13 protein-coding genes are annotated in these 17,486 nt (G+C 59.6%); 8 read left to right on the top strand and 5 right to left on the bottom strand.

The genetic code is table 11. From position 1 onward, the window contains the following. The first annotated feature begins 227 nt into the window (after window positions 1-227). The 4 genes from F8N44_RS00840 (at window position 228) to gcvP (ending at window position 6,642) form a co-directional block, all read left to right on the top strand. Complete coding sequence (locus tag F8N44_RS00840; RefSeq protein WP_150648962.1) at window positions 228-1,844, top strand: ABC transporter permease; 1,617 nt, start codon at window positions 228-230, stop codon at window positions 1,842-1,844. A 156-nt stretch (window positions 1,845-2,000) separates the two neighbouring features. After that, window positions 2,001-3,083, top strand: a complete 1,083-nt coding sequence (gene gcvT / locus F8N44_RS00835; protein ID WP_150648961.1) for a glycine cleavage system aminomethyltransferase GcvT — start codon at window positions 2,001-2,003, stop codon at window positions 3,081-3,083. A 48-nt stretch (window positions 3,084-3,131) separates the two neighbouring features. Continuing rightward, window positions 3,132-3,515 (top strand): glycine cleavage system protein GcvH, encoded by a 384-nt coding sequence (gene gcvH / locus F8N44_RS00830; RefSeq protein WP_122596654.1) that lies wholly within the window; start codon window positions 3,132-3,134, stop codon window positions 3,513-3,515. A gap of 253 nt (window positions 3,516-3,768) precedes the next feature. Beyond that, window positions 3,769-6,642, top strand: coding sequence for an aminomethyl-transferring glycine dehydrogenase (gene gcvP / locus F8N44_RS00820; RefSeq protein ID WP_150648960.1), 2,874 nt, complete (start codon window positions 3,769-3,771; stop codon window positions 6,640-6,642). 188 nt (window positions 6,643-6,830) lie between these two features. Here gcvP and F8N44_RS00815 read toward each other — a convergent pair whose 3' ends face one another. The 3 genes from F8N44_RS00815 to F8N44_RS00805 form a co-directional block, all read right to left on the bottom strand. After that, window positions 6,831-7,151 (bottom strand): DUF2388 domain-containing protein, encoded by a 321-nt coding sequence (locus tag F8N44_RS00815; protein WP_171057234.1) that lies wholly within the window; start codon window positions 7,149-7,151, stop codon window positions 6,831-6,833. 66 nt (window positions 7,152-7,217) lie between these two features. Then, on the bottom strand, window positions 7,218-9,002 hold the full coding sequence (locus F8N44_RS00810) for a GspE/PulE family protein (protein WP_150648959.1): 1,785 nt from the start codon (window positions 9,000-9,002) through the stop codon (window positions 7,218-7,220). A gap of 92 nt (window positions 9,003-9,094) precedes the next feature. After that, the gene (locus F8N44_RS00805) at window positions 9,095-9,433 is read right to left on the bottom strand and encodes a hypothetical protein (RefSeq protein WP_150648958.1); all 339 of its coding nucleotides are present in this window, start codon (window positions 9,431-9,433) and stop codon (window positions 9,095-9,097) included. 126 nt (window positions 9,434-9,559) lie between these two features. Here F8N44_RS00805 and F8N44_RS00800 point away from each other — a divergent pair, with 126 nt between their 5' ends. Next, complete coding sequence (locus tag F8N44_RS00800; RefSeq protein ID WP_016983809.1) at window positions 9,560-10,024, top strand: Lrp/AsnC family transcriptional regulator; 465 nt, start codon at window positions 9,560-9,562, stop codon at window positions 10,022-10,024. An 89-nt stretch (window positions 10,025-10,113) separates the two neighbouring features. Here F8N44_RS00800 and F8N44_RS00795 read toward each other — a convergent pair whose 3' ends face one another. Then, window positions 10,114-11,484 (bottom strand): inorganic triphosphatase, encoded by a 1,371-nt coding sequence (locus tag F8N44_RS00795; protein WP_077574965.1) that lies wholly within the window; start codon window positions 11,482-11,484, stop codon window positions 10,114-10,116. A 156-nt stretch (window positions 11,485-11,640) separates the two neighbouring features. Between F8N44_RS00795 and argE the strand changes: the two genes are divergently transcribed. Both argE and argA read left to right on the top strand, forming a co-directional pair. After that, on the top strand, window positions 11,641-12,795 hold the full coding sequence (gene argE, locus F8N44_RS00790) for an acetylornithine deacetylase (protein ID WP_150648957.1): 1,155 nt from the start codon (window positions 11,641-11,643) through the stop codon (window positions 12,793-12,795). A gap of 265 nt (window positions 12,796-13,060) precedes the next feature. After that, window positions 13,061-14,359 carry an amino-acid N-acetyltransferase gene (gene argA / locus F8N44_RS00785; RefSeq protein WP_150648956.1) on the top strand — a complete coding sequence of 433 codons (1,299 nt, stop codon included), beginning with the start codon at window positions 13,061-13,063 and terminating at the stop codon, window positions 14,357-14,359. Window positions 14,360-14,443: 84 nt separating this feature from the next. Here the strand turns inward: argA and tauA are convergent, their stop codons facing one another. Continuing rightward, window positions 14,444-15,433 carry a taurine ABC transporter substrate-binding protein gene (gene tauA / locus F8N44_RS00780; protein WP_150648955.1) on the bottom strand — a complete coding sequence of 330 codons (990 nt, stop codon included), beginning with the start codon at window positions 15,431-15,433 and terminating at the stop codon, window positions 14,444-14,446. 364 nt (window positions 15,434-15,797) lie between these two features. Between tauA and F8N44_RS00775 the strand changes: the two genes are divergently transcribed. Next, a complete protein-coding gene (locus F8N44_RS00775) occupies window positions 15,798-17,198 on the top strand; it encodes an OprD family porin (RefSeq protein WP_150648954.1) in 1,401 nt (466 codons plus the stop codon). Window positions 17,199-17,486 lie beyond the last annotated feature (288 nt).

Below are 17,486 nucleotides of genomic sequence, written 5' to 3'. Positions count from 1 at the left end.
GTTTGATTCAAAAACCAGCCCCTCACCCCAGCCCTCTCCCAAGGGAGAGGGAGCCGACTTGTGTTGTTTTCGACACTTGAGTTCGGCTCGATAATTCAGGTCGGCGTAAATCGAAAGAGCACCTCGGTCAGTCCCCTCTCCCTCTGGGAGAGGGTTAGGGTGAGGGCAGCAATCTCAACCTGAAACACCTCATCCAAGAACACCCCATTCCCTCCAGAGACCCAAAAGTGGCCCACCCCGCCCAACGCCGCTGGTACCCCATCGTCTTCGCCATCGCCGCGCTGGTGCTGTTGCCCCTGAGCGTTCTACTGCTCTCTTGGCAAACCATCGATCAACAAATCTGGTCGCACCTGTGGGAAACCCAGATGCCACGCCTGCTGGGCAACACCCTGACGCTGGTCGTCGGCGTGGGTGTCGGTGTGACGCTGCTCGGTGTCAGCCTCGCCTGGCTCACCAGCCTCTGCGAATTCCCCGGGCGGCGCTGGCTCGACTGGGCGCTGATGCTGCCTTTCGCCATCCCCGCCTATGTGCTGGCCTTCGTTTTCGTCGGCCTGCTCGACTTCGCCGGTCCCGTACAGACCCTGCTGCGCGAATGGTTCGGCACCGGTCTGCGCCTGCCACGGGTACGCTCCACCGGCGGGGTGATTATCGTGCTGGTGCTGGTCTTCTATCCCTATGTTTACCTGCTGGCGCGCACCGCGTTTCTCGCGCAGGGCAAAGGCCTGATGGAAGCCGCGCGGGTACTTGGCCAGTCGCCGTGGCAAGCCTTCTGGCGGGTGGCGTTGCCCATGGCGCGTCCGGCCATCGGTGCAGGCGTGGCGCTGGCGCTGATGGAAACCCTGGCAGATTTCGGTGCCGTGTCGGTGTTCAACTTCGACACCTTCACCACGGCAATCTACAAGACCTGGTACGGCTTCTTCAGCCTGCCGAGTGCCGCGCAATTGGCCAGTCTGTTGTTGCTGGTGGTGATGCTGGTGCTGTACGGCGAACGTCGCGCGCGTGGCGCCAACCGGGCAAGTAACGAGCGACCTCGGGTGAAAGCGCTGTATCACTTGCGTGGACTCAAGGCTTTCGCGGCGATGAGCTGGTGCGGCCTGGTGTTCGCCTGCGCCTTCGTCATTCCGGTGCTGCAACTGATTGTCTGGTTCTGGCAGCGTGGGCGTTTCGATCTCGATGAACGCTACGCCGGGCTGATTCTGCACACCCTGTATCTGGGCGGCATGGCCGCGTTGATTACTGTCAGCGTTGCTTTGCTGCTGGCGTTTGCCCGGCGCTTGGCACCCACGCAGGCGATCAACTCCGGTGTTGGTCTGGCCAATCTTGGCTACGCCTTGCCGGGTTCGGTGCTGGCGGTGTCGATCATGCTGGCGTTCAGTTATCTGGATCGCGAGCTGGTGATCCCGCTTTCAGGCTGGCTCGGCGGTGCGGGCAAACCGTTGCTGCTCGGCAGTCTCGCGGCGCTGCTGATGGCCTATCTGGTGCGCTTCATCGCAGTTGCTTACGGACCCTTGGAAAGCAGTCTGGCGCGTATACGGCCATCTTTGCCTGAAGCGGCACGTAGCCTGGGTGTCAGTGGGCCGCGACTGTTTTTCAAAGTGTATCTGCCATTGTTGCTGCCCGGCACGCTGAGCGCAGCGTTGCTGGTGTTCGTCGATGTGCTCAAGGAAATGCCCGCGACCCTGCTGATGCGCCCGTTTGGCTGGGACACGCTGGCCGTACGCATCTTTGAAATGACCAGCGAAGGCGAATGGGCACGGGCCTCATTGCCAGCGCTGACCCTGGTTCTGGTTGGATTGTTACCGGTCATCGGCCTGATCCGCCGCTCTGCCCATCGAAACACTTAGTAGTGAGTCCTGAATCATGCGGCTACAATGCGCGGCATTCGGTGCGGTTCGTCTGACAGATCTTTTCGCTGAAACTGGCTGAAAGCCTTCTATAACAAGGCTTTCACGCTGTGCAGCGACTGTCCGCACCTTCGCCACGCCCGGAAGGAGAAACCCATGGGACAGCGTACGCCTCTCTATGACCTGCATCTCGCCCTCGGCGCGAAGATGGTCGATTTTGGCGGTTGGGACATGCCACTGCATTACGGCTCGCAGGTCGAGGAGCACCACGAAGTGCGCCGCGATTGCGGGGTATTCGATGTATCCCACATGACCGTGATCGATGTCACCGGTATCCAGGCCAAAGCCTGGCTTCAGCATTTGCTGGCCAATGATGTCGACCGCCTGCACCGCCCCGGCCGTGCGTTGTACAGCACCATGCTCAATGAGCGCGGCGGCATCGTCGACGACATGATCGTCTATCGTCTCGATGACTGTTATCGCCTGGTGTTCAACGCCTCTACCCGCGATCAGGATCTGGCCTGGATGAACGCGCAACTCGGCGCTTACGACGTGCAACTGCACGAACGTGCCGAACTGGCGATGCTCGCCATTCAAGGCCCGCAGGCCCGGCACAAGATTGCCGAACTGGTCACCCAGTCCCGCGCCACGCTGATCCAGCACCTCAAACCCTTTGAAGGCTATACCGACGGCGACTGGTTCATCGCCCGTACCGGTTATACCGGTGAAGATGGCCTGGAAATCTGCCTGCCGGCCAGTCAGGCGCCGGGTTTTTTCAACGATCTGGTCGGTGCCGGCATTTCCCCGATCGGCCTCGGTGCCCGCGACACCCTGCGGGTTGAAGCCGGAATGAACCTCTACGGTCAGGACATTCATCAGGACGTTTCGCCATTGGCTTCGAACATGGCCTGGAGCATTGCCTGGGAACCGGCCACACGCCAGTTCATCGGCCGTGTTGCACTGGAAGCGGAAAAAGCCGCCGGCGTTGCGCACAAACTGGTCGGTCTGGTGCTGGAAGAACGCGGTGTTTTGCGCGCTCATCAAGTGGTTCGTATCGCCGATGTTGGCGAAGGGGAGATCACCAGTGGTAGTTTCTCTCCTACGCTAAGCAAATCGATTGCCCTGGCGCGTGTGCCGATGGCAACTGCCGACCGCGCCGAAGTGGAAATCCGTGGCAAGTGGTACCCGGTACGGGTGGTCAAACCGACCTTCGTACGCCATGGCAAAACTTTGATCTAACCTTTTCCGGCGGGCATGACCGCTGACCCAATTCCGAGGACACCGAAGATGAGCAATATCCCCGCTGAACTGCGTTTTGCCGAAAGTCATGAATGGGCACGTCTGGAAGCTGACGGCACCGTCACTGTGGGCATCAGCGATCACGCGCAGGAAGCGCTGGGCGATGTGGTGTTTGTCGAGCTGACTGAAGTGGGCAAGGTGTTCGCCGCTGAAGATCAGGCTGGCGTCGTTGAATCGGTGAAAGCTGCTTCCGACATCTATTCGCCGATCAGCGGTGAAGTGATCGCAATCAACGAAGAGCTGGGCGGCTCGCCTGAGCTGCTGAACTCCGACCCGTACGGTGCGTGGATCTTCAAGCTCAAGCCAAGCGACAAGGCTGAGCTGGACAAGCTGCTGGATGCTGCAGCGTACAAGGCTGCCATCGGCGAGTAAGCTTTAAGCAATACCCAAAGCCCCGACTCTTCGGGGCTTTTCTATGGGCGATGAAAAATCCAATGTGGGAGCGAGCTTGCTCGCGAAGGCGGGTTTACATTCAACATCTTCCGCGACTGACACACCGCTTTCGCGAGCAAGCTCGCTCCCACAGGGTCAGTGTTGATCTTGAAAATTTAGCCGTGGTATGGGCTGCTATGCTGGTTTGACCGTGTTGCATTGACGCCGAGCGCCAGCCAAGAGAGAGCCCGTCATGTCCCAGTTGCCGTCCCTGAGCCAGTTACGCGACCCCGATGCCTTCCTGCGCCGCCACCTCGGCCCCGATGCTGCCGAACAACAGGCGATGCTCGACAGTCTCGGCCTCGGTAGTCGAACCGAACTGATCGAGCAAACGGTGCCGCCAGGCATTCGCTTCAATCGTGCGCTCGACCTGCCACCCGCGCTGGATGAACAAGCCGCGCTGGCCAGACTGCGCAGTTACGCCGAGCAGAATCAGGTCTGGACCAGCCTGATCGGTATGGGCTACCACGGCACCCTGACGCCAACCGTCATCCTGCGCAATGTGCTGGAAAATCCCGGCTGGTACACCGCGTACACGCCGTATCAACCCGAGATCGCGCAGGGCCGACTCGAAGCGCTGCTGAATTTTCAGCAACTGACCATCGACCTCACCGGTCTGGAGTTGGCCAACGCCTCGCTGCTCGATGAAGCCACGGCAGCGGCGGAAGCCATGGCGCTGGCCAAGCGCGTCGCGAAGTCGAAGAGCAATCTGTTTTTTGTCGATGAGAACTGTCATCCCCAGACCATTTCCGTGGTGCAGACCCGCGCGGAAGGTTTCGGCTTCGAGCTGATCATCGACGCTGTGGATAACTTGAAACAGCATCAGGTGTTCGGTGCGTTGTTGCAGTATCCCGACACCCACGGCGAGATCCACGATCTGCGGCCCTTGATCGATCATCTGCATGCGCAGCAGGCGCTGGCCTGCGTCGCGACGGATTTGTTGAGTCTGTTGTTGCTGACGCCGCCGGGCGAGTTGGGCGCGGATGTGGTGTTCGGTTCGTCTCAACGATTCGGCGTGCCCATGGGTTACGGCGGCCCGCATGCGGCGTTCTTTGCCAGCCGTGAGGAATACAAACGGGCGATTCCCGGGCGGATCATCGGCGTGTCGAAGGACGCCCGGGGCAATGTGGCGCTGCGCATGGCCCTGCAAACCCGCGAGCAACATATCCGGCGCGAGAAGGCCAATTCGAACATCTGCACTGCGCAGGTACTGCTGGCCAACATTGCCAGTTTCTACGCGGTCTATCACGGGCCGGAAGGGTTGAAACGGATCGCCCAGCGCGTCCATCGACTGACCTGCATTCTGGCGGCGGGACTTGAGCGAAAAGGCATCAACCGGGTCAATGCGCAGTTTTTCGACACGCTGACGCTGGACGTCGGCGGTGCGCAAACGGCGATCATCGAAAGCGCTCAAGCCGCACAGATCAACCTGAGGATTCTGGGGCGCGGACGAGTGGCGCTAAGCCTCGATGAGACATGCGATGAAATTACCGTGACCAAGCTGTTCGATGTGTTGCTCGGTGCCGATCATGGATTGAACGTCGACGAACTTGATGCTGAAGCACTTGTTTCCGGCATTCCCGACAGCCTCCAGCGCAAAACACCCTACCTGCGCCATCCGGTCTTCAACGCCCATCACAGCGAAACCGAGATGCTGCGCTACCTCAAACAACTGGAAAACAAGGATCTGGCGCTCAACCAGTCGATGATCCCGCTGGGCTCCTGCACCATGAAACTCAACGCCACCAGCGAAATGATCCCGATTACCTGGCCGCAATTCGCCAACCTGCATCCGTTCGTGCCGCGTGAGCAGGCGGTCGGTTATACGCTGATGATCGAGGAGCTGGAGCGCTGGCTGTGCGCAATCACCGGGTTCGATGCGATCTGCATGCAGCCCAACTCGGGCGCGCAGGGTGAATACGCCGGGCTGCTGGCGATTCGCAAATATCATGAGAGCCGCCAGCAGGGCGGGCGCGATGTGTGCCTGATTCCGTCCTCGGCCCACGGCACCAACCCGGCCTCGGCGCAGATGGTCGGGTTACGGGTGGTGATCGTTGAGTGCGACGAGGCCGGTAACGTTGATCTCGATGACTTGAAAGCCAAGGCCGCCGAGGCCGGGGCGAAACTGTCCTGCCTGATGGCGACCTATCCTTCGACCCACGGCGTGTACGAAGAGGGCATCAGTGAAATCTGCGAAGTTATCCACCAGCACGGCGGCCAGGTGTACATGGATGGCGCCAACCTCAATGCGCAGGTCGGTTTGGCACGCCCGGCAGATATCGGCGCCGATGTTTCGCACATGAATCTGCACAAGACCTTTTGCATTCCCCATGGCGGCGGTGGACCGGGTATGGGACCGATTGGCGTGCGCGCGCATTTGGCACCCTTCGTGGCCAATCACCCGGTGGTGCCGATTGACGGGCCGCAACCGCAGAACACGGCCGTCAGCGCAGCGCCATGGGGCAGTGCGAGCATTCTGCCGATCAGCTGGATGTACATCGCCATGATGGGACCGCAATTGGCCGATGCCAGTGAAGTGGCGATCCTGGCGGCGAATTACCTGGCTCAGCATTTATCCGGTGCGTTCCCGGTGTTGTACACCGGGCGTAACGGGCGCGTAGCCCACGAATGCATTCTCGACCTGCGACCGTTGAAGGCGCAGACCGGCATCAGTGAGGAAGACGTTGCCAAGCGTCTGATGGATTACGGCTTCCATGCGCCGACCATGTCATTCCCGGTACCCGGGACGTTGATGGTCGAGCCGACCGAGAGTGAGTCCAAGGCTGAACTGGATCGGTTTATCGGCGCCATGCTGAGTATTCGCGCAGAAATCACTGAAGTGCAAAACGGCAACTGGCCTGCGGAAGATAATCCGCTGAAACGGGCGCCGCATACCCTGGCGGATGTCACTGGGGTTTGGGAGCGGCCCTACAGCATCGAGCAGGGCATTACCCCGGATGCGCACACCAAAGCGCACAAGTATTGGCCAGCGGTGAACCGGGTGGATAACGTTTACGGGGATCGCAATCTTTTCTGTGCCTGTGTCCCGGTGGATGATTACCGCTGACATTCAGACTGTATCCAGTCCTTGTGGGAGCGAGCTTGCTCGCGAAGGCGGGGTATCAGTCGCCGTAGATTGTGAATGTGAAATGGCCTTCGCGAGCAAGCTCGCTCCCACAGGGTTTTGTGCTGGGCCAAGAAGACAGGCAAAAGAATGCCGCTCGATTGAGCGGCATTTTTGCTTCTGCGAACGGCTTACTCGGAAGCCACGGCATTCTTCGCCAGAATCGCATTCGCCAGTTCCATGTCTGTCGCCTGCAGGCCCGGATTGTCGGCGCGGACTTTCTGCATCGCGGCTTCCAGATACGGCCCACGAATACCGCCGTCGCTGGCAACGAAACTGCCGGCATCGTCCTGCGCGGCGATGATCAGCTTGTGATCCTTGAAGGTCAGGTAGGTCGAACCGGTGGTGGCACCGGACGAAATGACGTTACGCCAAAAGCTGTCCGCCATGGCCGAACCAACGGGAAGGGACAGCAAGGCCAGAGTGGCGACAGCAAGTTTGAGACGCATGATGAGATGACTCCTGGGGGTTAACTGTGGCGTTGGATTGCCAATCCCCCAATCCAGTTCCGTGACGGGCTATTTCTGCTCGCTCTGCGGCGTCACCCGTAGCACTTCCTCTACCGTCGTCAGCCCTGCCGCAACCTTCTGCGCGCCGGACAAACGCAAACTGCGCATGCCTTCCTTGAACGCCTGCCGGCGAATCGCCGTGAGTTCGGTGTCCGGGGTGATAAAAGCCTTGAGGCTGTCGCTGAGTTGCATGATTTCGTAGACCCCGGCGCGGCCGCGATAGCCGGTGTCGCGGCATTCCACGCAACCGATGGCACGTTGCGCGTTGCCCGGCAGCGGCGCTTGCCACGGGCGTGTCAGGGTTTGCCAGTCTTCTTCTTCGAGGGTCAGCGGTGCCTTGCAATGCGGGCACAAGGTGCGCACCAAACGCTGAGCCATGACGCCGAGTACGGTGGCTTTGATCAGGTAATGCGGCACGCCGAGTTCGAGCAGGCGGCTGATCGCGCTGGGGGCGTCGTTGGTGTGCAGCGTCGATAGCACCAAGTGCCCGGTGAGCGCCGCCTGAATCGCCATTTCAGCAGTTTCCAGATCACGGATCTCGCCGATCATGATGATGTCCGGGTCTTGCCGCATCAGTGCGCGCACCCCGGCGGCGAAGCTCAGGTCGATGTTGTGCTGCACCTGCATCTGGTTGAACGCCGGCTCGACCATTTCGATCGGGTCTTCGATGGTGCAGAGGTTGACCTCCGGCGTCGCCAGTTTTTTCAGCGTGGTGTACAGCGTGGTGGTCTTGCCCGAACCGGTCGGCCCGGTGACCAGAATGATGCCGTTGGGCTGACGGGTCATGTCTTGCCAGCGGCGCAAGTCGTCGGCGCTGAAACCCAACTGGTCGAAATCCTTGAGCAGCACTTCCGGGTCGAAAATCCGCATGACCATTTTTTCGCCGAACGCGGTGGGCAGCGTTGAAAGCCTCAGCTCGACTTCGCCGCCATCCGGGGTCTTGGTCTTGACCCGGCCGTCCTGGGGTTTGCGCTTCTCGGCGACGTTCATCCGCCCAAGGCTTTTCAGGCGACTGACAATCGCCATGGTCACCTGCGGCGGGAATTGATAGACGTTATGCAACACGCCATCGATGCGGAAACGCACGGTGCCTTGCTCGCGCCGGGGTTCGATGTGGATATCACTGGCGCGCTGCTGGAAGGCGTACTGGAACAGCCAGTCGACGATGTTGACGATGTGCGCGTCGTTGGCGTCCGGCTCCTGATCGCTGGCGCCAAGATTGAGCAGTTGCTCGAAATTGCCGAGGTTGCCGCTCTGGGCGTCGGCATTGCTTGCGCCGCTCACCGATTTGGCCAGACGAAAGAACTCGACGCTGAAGCGCTGGATGTCCACCGGGTTGGCCACCACCCGTTTGATCGGCAGCTTCAAGACATGGGTGAGATCCGCCTCCCAAGCAGTGACGTAAGGCTGGGCACTGGCCACGGTGACCGAGTCACGATCGACTGCCACGGCGAGAATCTTGTGCCGTTGCGCAAAGGCGTAAGACATCAGCGGCGTAATCGCGGCGACGTTGATTTTCAGCGGGTCGATACGCAGATACGGCTGACCGGCCTGTTGCGCCAGCCACAGGGTCAGGCTTTCCAGGTCGAGGTGTTTGCCTGGCCGACTGAGGTCGTCGAGTTGCTGACTGGCGATGAACTCCAGTGGGTGCATCTGACCGTGGGCGGCGTGGCGACGGCGCGCATTCAGCGCCTGTTCCGCCGAGTCCTGGCCGATAAAACCTTGGGCGACCAGTTCACGCAACACCTCGTTGAGTTCCAGCCAGCGGTCCTGAGTGGCGAGTTGAACGGACATGCGGGCTTCCTTTTGAGCGACAGTGCGCAAAAGGATAGTCGCGGCCCGGTAGACCGTTGGGCCACTACCCGACGAAGCCGTTGACGGATTTGTCAGCCAGCCGCTTGCGCTGGCGCATCCCAAGCGCTGTCGGCGGTTTGCAGATTGACCGAGCAGACGCTGATCAGGTTACGAAGTTTTTCTGCGATCACTTGCGCGCGATGCCAGCTGAAACCGCCCATGACGATGTCGATCGACATCAAGTCGTCCATCCGCTGCACGTTGACCTGCTCGGGCGTGAGGAATTGCAGGGCGAACAGGTTGAGCACCCGCACCAGCAAGTCCGGCTCATCCTCGGCGAGAATCTGATACTGCGCCAGGCAATGGGCGTTGCTGACGTTCCAGACATCGGCGCGGGTTGGTGCGGTGGTTACGGCTTCGAGGTGCGGCATGACGAGTCTCCAAAATCTCTGGAGAAATTTTTACATTCGGCGTGGGGTATTTCTTGGCTATGATCGGCGTTAATGACGGCTGATCGAAAAGATCAATTCGTATAATCCGGTTATTGAGGTTTTTCTATGCACAGCGAGCTGGACAGCTACGACCGCAAGATTCTCGCCCTGCTGCAGGAGGATGCTTCCCTGTCGAGCGCGCAGATCGCCGAGCAGGTCGGCCTGTCGCAATCGCCGTGCTGGCGGCGGATTCAGCGGATGAAGGAGGAGGGGATCATTCGTGGCCAGGTGACCTTGCTCGATCGCAAGAAGATCGGCCTGAACACGCAGATCTTTGCCGAGATCAAACTCAACGCGCACGGGCGTTCGAACTTCACCGAGTTCACCGAGGCGATTCGCGGCTTTCCGGAAGTGCTGGAGTGTTATGTGCTGATGGGTGCGGTGGATTTTCTGTTGCGCATCGTCGCGGCGGACATCGAGGCGTATGAGCGGTTCTTTTTCGAGAAGCTGTCGCTGGTCCCGGGGATACAGGAAGTGAATTCGATTGTGGCGTTGTCGGAGATCAAATCCACCACCAGCCTGCCGGTTTGAGGCAACGCAGCTGGCCTCTTCGCGAGCAGGCTCGCTCCCACAGGGGATTGCATTCCAATGTGGGAGCGAGCCTGCTCGCGAAAGCAGTTTTACATGCGCAGCAGCATCTTCCAGGCGCGATTCTGGTAAACCGCAATCGCCTGCTGCTTGCGTGCGTCGAGCAGTTCGTCAGTGATCGTCGGTTCGTTGGCCAGTTGCGCCAGTTTGTTCAGCTCGCCGTACAAGCGATCCATTTCCGGAATCTCCAGCACGTTACGGGCGTGGTGCAGCCAGACCTGAATGCGTTCGATACGCGGCAGTTGTTCGGCCAGATCTTCCGGTTGTTGCTGATAGCGCTGCAATTGCAGGGCCGTGGCTTCTTCGCCCAAGGTGCGCGGCAACCAGCTATGCAATTGCGCGCCGCCCTGACGGTTGCCACGCACGTTGCGCTCGGCGGTCCAGGTGCGGGCCAGTAACCAGCGCGAGGTGCTCAGCGAGAACAGGCCCCAGCGCGGGTCTTCGAGTTCTTCGAGGAATTGCTCCGGCGCGGCTTTGCGCACGTCTTCGTCTTCGATACCGGCCTGCACCAGCGGGCGCCAGTCTTCCAGCAACGCATCCAGAGCTACGCGCAAATCGTGGGTCGACTGACGCGGCGCGGCCTGGCCGAGGCTGCTGAGCAGGGCGCGCATTTCGGCGAGGTTCTCGACCCAGTCGAGCAACAGGCGCCAGTGGCCATTGAAACGATATTGTTCAGCCAGACGCTGGCTGCTGCCGAGCAAGTGCCAGCTCAGCGCGGCGAAGGCGTCGTCGAGCTGGGTTTCCGCGGTCAGCTCCGGCGCCGGCAGGCTCAGCGAGTAGCTGTTGGCGTCATACAGACGATAACCGCGCTCAGCCTTGCTGATGTCGCACGGCATCAGCGCCAGGGTTTCCGCCAGTTCGGCAGCCAGTTCCAGCAGCGCGGCAGGTTCGCCTTCGCGCAGTTCCAGTTCCAGTTCGCAGATTTCTTCTTTCTGTTTGCCGACCACTACGTGACCGAGATCCAGCGCGGCTTCGATAACCACTTTGGATTTGCCACGGCCCCAGGCGATTTCCGCACGTTCACGGACGAAATCGGTGGTGAAGATCGGCTTGAGGGTTTTCTTGTCCAGCTCGGCCAGCGACTCGGGCCAGCATTCGCCGTCGAGTTTCTTCACGTCGAGCTTGGCTTTGGGCAATTTCCAGTCGTATTCATTACGCTCGGACAGACCGGCGACGCTCTGGCCACGAGTCTTGAGGGTCTGAATCACTTCGTCACCGTCCTTGCGCAGGCGCAGGGCGACTTTGGCCTGAGCCAGATCGCGCTCGGGGGTGTCGAAGTACTGGTTCATCAACTCACGGCGTTCCCAGCCACTTTTGTTGCGTTTTTTCAGTAGCGGGTGCTCGCGCAGGGCAGCGAGGGTTTCGCGACTGACGCGGAGTTTGATTTCGGTTTCTTTCTGCATGGCCGGAAAATCCAGGATCGGGAGCGCAGCCGGGGGAATGTGTGGCTGCCAAGGCCGTGCAGTGTACAGGACTGATTCGTCCTACGCCCTGCGGCGGTTTATTCCTGACGCCGGATGGCTCTATGATGGACTTCAAATCGGGAGTTGGAGTCAGCGATGCCTTTGCCGTCCATGCAAGACCAGTTCGCTGCGCTGATCGCCGCGCCATCGGTCAGCTGTACCCAACCGAACCTCGACCAATCCAACCGTGCGGTGATCGATTTGCTCGCCGGTTGGCTGGGCGACCTGGGTTTCAGCTGCGATATCCAGCAAGTCAGCCCCGGCAAATTCAACCTGCTCGCCAGTTTCGGCAGCGGCCCCGGCGGGCTGGTGCTGGCCGGGCACAGCGACACGGTGCCGTACGACGATGCGTTATGGCAGACCGATCCGCTGAAGCTCACCGAGGTCGATGGCCGCTGGGTGGGGCTGGGCAGTTGCGACATGAAGGGCTTCTTCGCGCTGATCATCGAAGCGGTGCTGCCGCTGCTCGATCAGCCGTTCAAGCAGCCGTTGCTGATCCTCGCCACCTGCGATGAAGAAAGCTCGATGTCCGGCGCCCGCGCACTGGCCGAGGCGGGGCGTCCGCTGGGCCGCGCGGCGGTGATCGGCGAGCCGACCGGCCTCAAGCCGATCCGCATGCACAAAGGCATCATGATGGAGCGCATCGATATCCTCGGGCAGAGCGGCCATTCGTCGGATCCACGCCTGGGCCACAGCGCACTCGAAGCGATGCACGATGCGATCGGCGAACTGCGCGGTTTGCGCCTGTTGTGGCAGCGTGAATTCAACAATCCGCAGTTCAGCGTGCCGCAGCCGACGATGAATTTCGGCTGCATTCATGGTGGCGATAATCCCAACCGCATTTGCGGCCAGTGTTCGCTGGAGTTTGATCTGCGGCCGTTGCCGGGCATGGACCCGAAAGTCCTGCGCGCAGAGATCTTGCGCAAGCTCAACCCGGTCGCCGAGCGGCATCAGGTGAAGATCGATTACAAGCCGCTGTTCCCGGAAGTGCCGCCGTTTGAGCAGTCGGAAGACGCCGAACTGGTGCGCATCGCCGAAAAGCTCACCGGTCACCGCGCCGAAGCAGTAGCGTTCGGCACCGAAGCGCCTTATCTTCAGCGCCTTGGCTGCGAAACCATTGTGCTCGGCCCCGGCGACATCGCCTGTGCGCATCAGCCCGGGGAGTACCTTGAAATGTCACGTTTGCAGCCTACCGTGCATCTATTACGGCAACTGATTGAACATTACTGTCTGACCCCGGACAAACCCTGATGCACCTTGTGGGAGCGAGCTTGCTCGCGAATGCGTCGGCTCAATCGACATTGATGTATCTGACACAACGCTTTCGCGAGCAAGCTCGCTCCCACAAGGGATCTGTGTTTTGCCTGATCAAACGCTGTAAATTGCCATCATCCCAACCCGTATTCATGAGGAGAGCGCGCGTGTCGCCAAGCCTGTTCCGACGATAACCATCAGCCCGCTGTGCGTTTTCCGTTTCGCCCCTTTTTAGGCTGCTATTTATTACAGGCCCAGGTTCATGCCCGAATACGTCAATTGGCTTCGCCACGCGTCTCCTTACATCAATGCCCACCGCGACTGCACCTTCGTCGTCATGCTGCCTGGCGACGGCGTTGAGCATCCGAATTTCGGCAACATCGTTCACGACATCGTCCTGCTGCACAGCCTTGGCGTGCGGCTGGTGTTGGTACACGGTTCGCGTCCGCAGATCGAAACCCGTCTCGCCGCCCGTGGCCTGACCCCGCATTACCACCACGGCATGCGCATCACCGATGCTGCAACCCTGGAATGTGTGATCGATGCGGTTGGCCAATTGCGCATTGCCATCGAAGCACGTTTGTCGATGGACATGGCTTCGTCGCCGATGCAGGGTTCGCGTCTGCGCGTAGCCAGCGGCAACCTCGTTACCGCGCGGCCGATCGGCGTGCTGGAAGGCGTCGACTATCACCACACCGGCGAAGTGCGCCGGGTCGACCGCAAGGGTATCAACCGCCTACTCGATGAGCGTTCGATCGTGCTGCTGTCACCGTTGGGCTACTCGCCGACCGGTGAAATCTTCAACCTCGCCTGCGAAGACGTCGCCACCCGCGCCGCCATTGACCTCGGCGCAGACAAACTGCTGCTGTTCGGCGCCGACCTCGGCCTGATCGACGAGAACGGCAAGCTGGTGCGCGAACTGCGTCCACAACAGGTGCCTGCACACTTGCTGCGTCTGGGCAGCAACTATCAGGCGGAACTGCTCGATGCCGCCGCCGAAGCTTGCCGTGGCGGCGTGGCGCGCAGCCATATCGTCAGTTACGCCGAGGATGGCGCGCTGCTGACCGAACTGTTCACCCGTGACGGTGGCGGTACGCTGGTCGCGCAAGAGCAGTTCGAACTGGTCCGTGAGGCGGCGATTGAAGACGTCGGCGGTTTGCTCGACTTGATCAGCCCGCTGGAAGAGCAGGGGATTCTGGTGCGTCGTTCGCGCGAAGTGCTGGAACGCGAGATCGAACAGTTCAGTGTGGTCGAGCGTGAAGGCATGATCATCGCCTGTGCGGCGCTGTATCAGATTGCTGATTCCGATGCCGGTGAGCTGGCGTGTCTGGCGGTGAATCCGGAGTACCGCCATGGCGGTCGCGGTGATGAACTACTCGAGCGCATCGAGACCCGAGCGCGGGCGCAGGGTTTGAAGACCTTGTTCGTCCTCACCACGCGCACCGCGCACTGGTTCCGCGAGCGTGGATTCGAACCGAGCAGTGTCGAGCGCCTGCCAGCGGCGCGGGCGTCGCTGTACAACTTTCAGCGTAATTCGAAGATCTTCGAAAAGACCCTATAAACCTCGTCGCTCCATTCGCGAGCAGGCCCGCTCCCACAGGAAAATGCATTCCAAAGTGTGGGAGCGAGCCTGCTCGCGAAGCTTTTATTGCGCCACGAATTTCGCGCTGACGTACGGCGAATAATCCGGCAGCACCGTTTCAACCTTGCCCTGTTCCTTCAAAAACTTCGCCGTCTCGCCAATCGCCTTTGCCGTGCCGCCCTCCAGCAGCGCCGTGGTTTGCTGCGCCTTGGCATCCGGGAACGCTGAACCCGCGAGCAATTCCGGCACATCGGCGGCATTGGCACCGGTCAGTTTGGCGATTTTCTGTACCGGCACCGAGTCGGCCGTCCAGCTGTCTTTATGCGCCGCGTAATCGGCGAATGAGTCCAGCGTAACCTTGGCGAACTTCGCTACGACGTCAGGATGCTTCTCGGCAAAGTCTTTGCGCGCCACCCAGACTTCAAAGGTCGGCGCGCCCCACTGACCGACCTGTGCTGCATCGGTCAGGGTCTTGCCGGTCTTGCGGATTTCCCCCAGCGCCGGTGACCAGACAAACGCCCCATCAATATCGCCGCGTTTCCACGCCGCTGCGATCTCTGCCGGTTGCAGGTTCACCACTTTGACTTTCGAGCTATCCAGCCCCCAGTGCTTGAGGGCACCGAGCAGACTGTAGTGGGAGGTGGAAACGAAGGGAGTAGCGATGGTCTTGCCGACCAGATCCTGCGGAGTATTGATGCCGCTGCCATTACGCACCACCAGTGCTTCGGCGGCATTGATCTGCGCTGAAACGATGAACGCCACAATCGGCAGATTGCGTGAAGCGGCGGCGGCCAACGGGCTGGAACCGAGATTGCCAATCTGCACATCGCCGGATGCAATGGCTGTCACAACTTCCGGGCCACTGTTGAAGCGACGCCAGTCGATTTTCTCGCCGATGGTTTTCTCGTAGACGCCGTCGGCCTGGGGGACTTTGCTCGGGTCGATACCGGTTTGATAACCCACGGTGAGGTTGGCGGCATGGGCGGAAAAACTAATCACCGCCGACACACAAACTGTAACAAATTGACTAGATAGTGCGCGTTTGGCCATCATGGCGTCGCCTTTTCGATAGGGTTTGACGATTTGGGGTTGCGCCAAAGCTAATCGATATAAAAAAAGGCTAACAAATACCATTTAGGAATGAGCTTAGTCGCCGATACGCTGTTTCCCGGCGGAGGTGGCAAGATACTGGCCATATTCCGAAATGATATGAAAAAGAATGAATAAATTCTTTTTGGGTTTATCAGGAAATCTTTACTCTGCACGGACCAAATCACTGCGATTAGACCTTGGTCGTAGACATACAAGGTTACGATTGACTTGTCAGTCACGGTCTGGCGCTAATCGCGCATCTTAGGACCCGGGGCATCAGACCCAGGGCCAGGAACACAAGAATTAGAAACGAGAGGAGCTTTACATGAACAAGTCCACCTTGGCCCTGGCTGTGGCCGTAGGGGTTATGGCGCAGCAGGCAGGCGCCGCCGGTTTCATCGAAGACAGCAAAGCTACTTTGGGGCTGCGTAACTTCTACATCAACACTGATAACCGTGACGGCGACGTCAACGCTCCTGCCAACAAGCGCGCCCGTGTTCAGAGCAAGCAAGAAGAATGGGGCCAAGGCTTCGATCTGCGCTTCATCTCCGGTTACACCCAAGGCACCGTAGGTTTCGGTATCGATGCTATCGGCCTGTTGGGCGTGCGTCTGGATTCCGGTGGCGGTACTAACGGTGCTTCGCCAGCGACCGCAACCAACTACGGTTCCTATGGCGGCACTGTTTTCCCAAGCAAATCCAATGGTGAAGCGGTTGATAACTTCTCCAGCCTGGGTCTGACTGCCAAGGCCAAGATCTCCCAGACCGAATTGAAGCTGGGTACTCTGCAGCCTAAAAACCCGGTCATCATCACCAACGATGGTCGTCTGCTGCCACAAACCTTCCAGGGTGGCCAGATCACCTCGGCGGAAATCAAGGATCTGACCCTTGTTGGTGGCCAGATCGAGCACGTCAAAGGTCGTAACTCCAGCAACAACGAAGAACTGTCGATCGCAGGCGCCAACGGTCGTACTGCGACTGGCCGCGACAGCAACAAGTTCATCTATGCCGGTGGTGACTACAAGATCAACAAGGATCTGACTGCTCAGTACTACTACGGCAATCTGGATCAGTTCTACAAGCAACACTTCCTGGGCCTGGTTCACAACTGGGCAATCGGCCCGGGCGTGTTGAAGTCGGACTTCCGCTACTTCAACAGCCGTGACGACGGTGCCAACGGTCACGATGCCAACTATTTCACCTCCGGTGACTACGGCACTGGCATCACCAAAGGCAAAGTCGACAACAACCTGTACAGCGGCTTGTTCCTGTACACCGTTGCAGGTCACACCTTCGGTGGCGGTTACCAGGTCAGCAACGGCAACAGCGACTTCCCGTGGCTGAACCAGGGTGACGGTTCGTCGAACTACACCATCACTGACATGCAAATCCAGAAGTTCGGCCGTGCTGGCGAGCGTACCTGGCAGGCTCGCTACTCGTATGACTTCGCCAAAGTCGGCATCCCGGGCCTGACTGCTGGCCTGGTTTACCTGCGTGGCGATAATATCGACACTACCGGCCGCGTCGGTTTCAACCAGGTCAGCGTCAACGCCACCGGCCGTTCCGAGTGGGAACGCGACCTGACCGTTGGTTACGTCGTACCTGAAGGCCCATTGAAAAACCTGGGCCTGATGTGGAAAAACGCTACCTGGCGCAACGACATCCCAGGTCAGCGTGACCAGGATGAAAACCGCCTGATCGTCAGCTACTCGATCCCGCTGCTGTAATAGCGCGTCTCGATTCGTTGATGTAAAAAAGCCCCGTCCGGCATCGCGCCGGACGGGGCTTTTGCGTTTTCGAGTCAGGCCCACCCCCGTAAGCCCTCCCCGAATTTCCCTCTTTACAGCAACTCAAGGCCTTCTCGAACCTTGCGAGCGATGTTCGTCGGGATGCCGTCGAGCGTCCAGTGAACAGAAGTTTAATATTCACTAATGATCTAGATATCTAGTTATTTATTCTTTTTCATGATGGCAAATCCCGAGCTACAGTTGACGTCTCGAACAACTCATCAGGAG

Origin of the sequence: Pseudomonas fluorescens (assembly GCF_902497745.1) — a bacterium.
Lineage (GTDB): Bacteria > Pseudomonadota > Gammaproteobacteria > Pseudomonadales > Pseudomonadaceae > Aquipseudomonas > Aquipseudomonas fluorescens_BM.
Note: the sequence above shows the minus strand (reverse complement) of the source record. Positions and strands in the feature narration are given on the sequence as shown.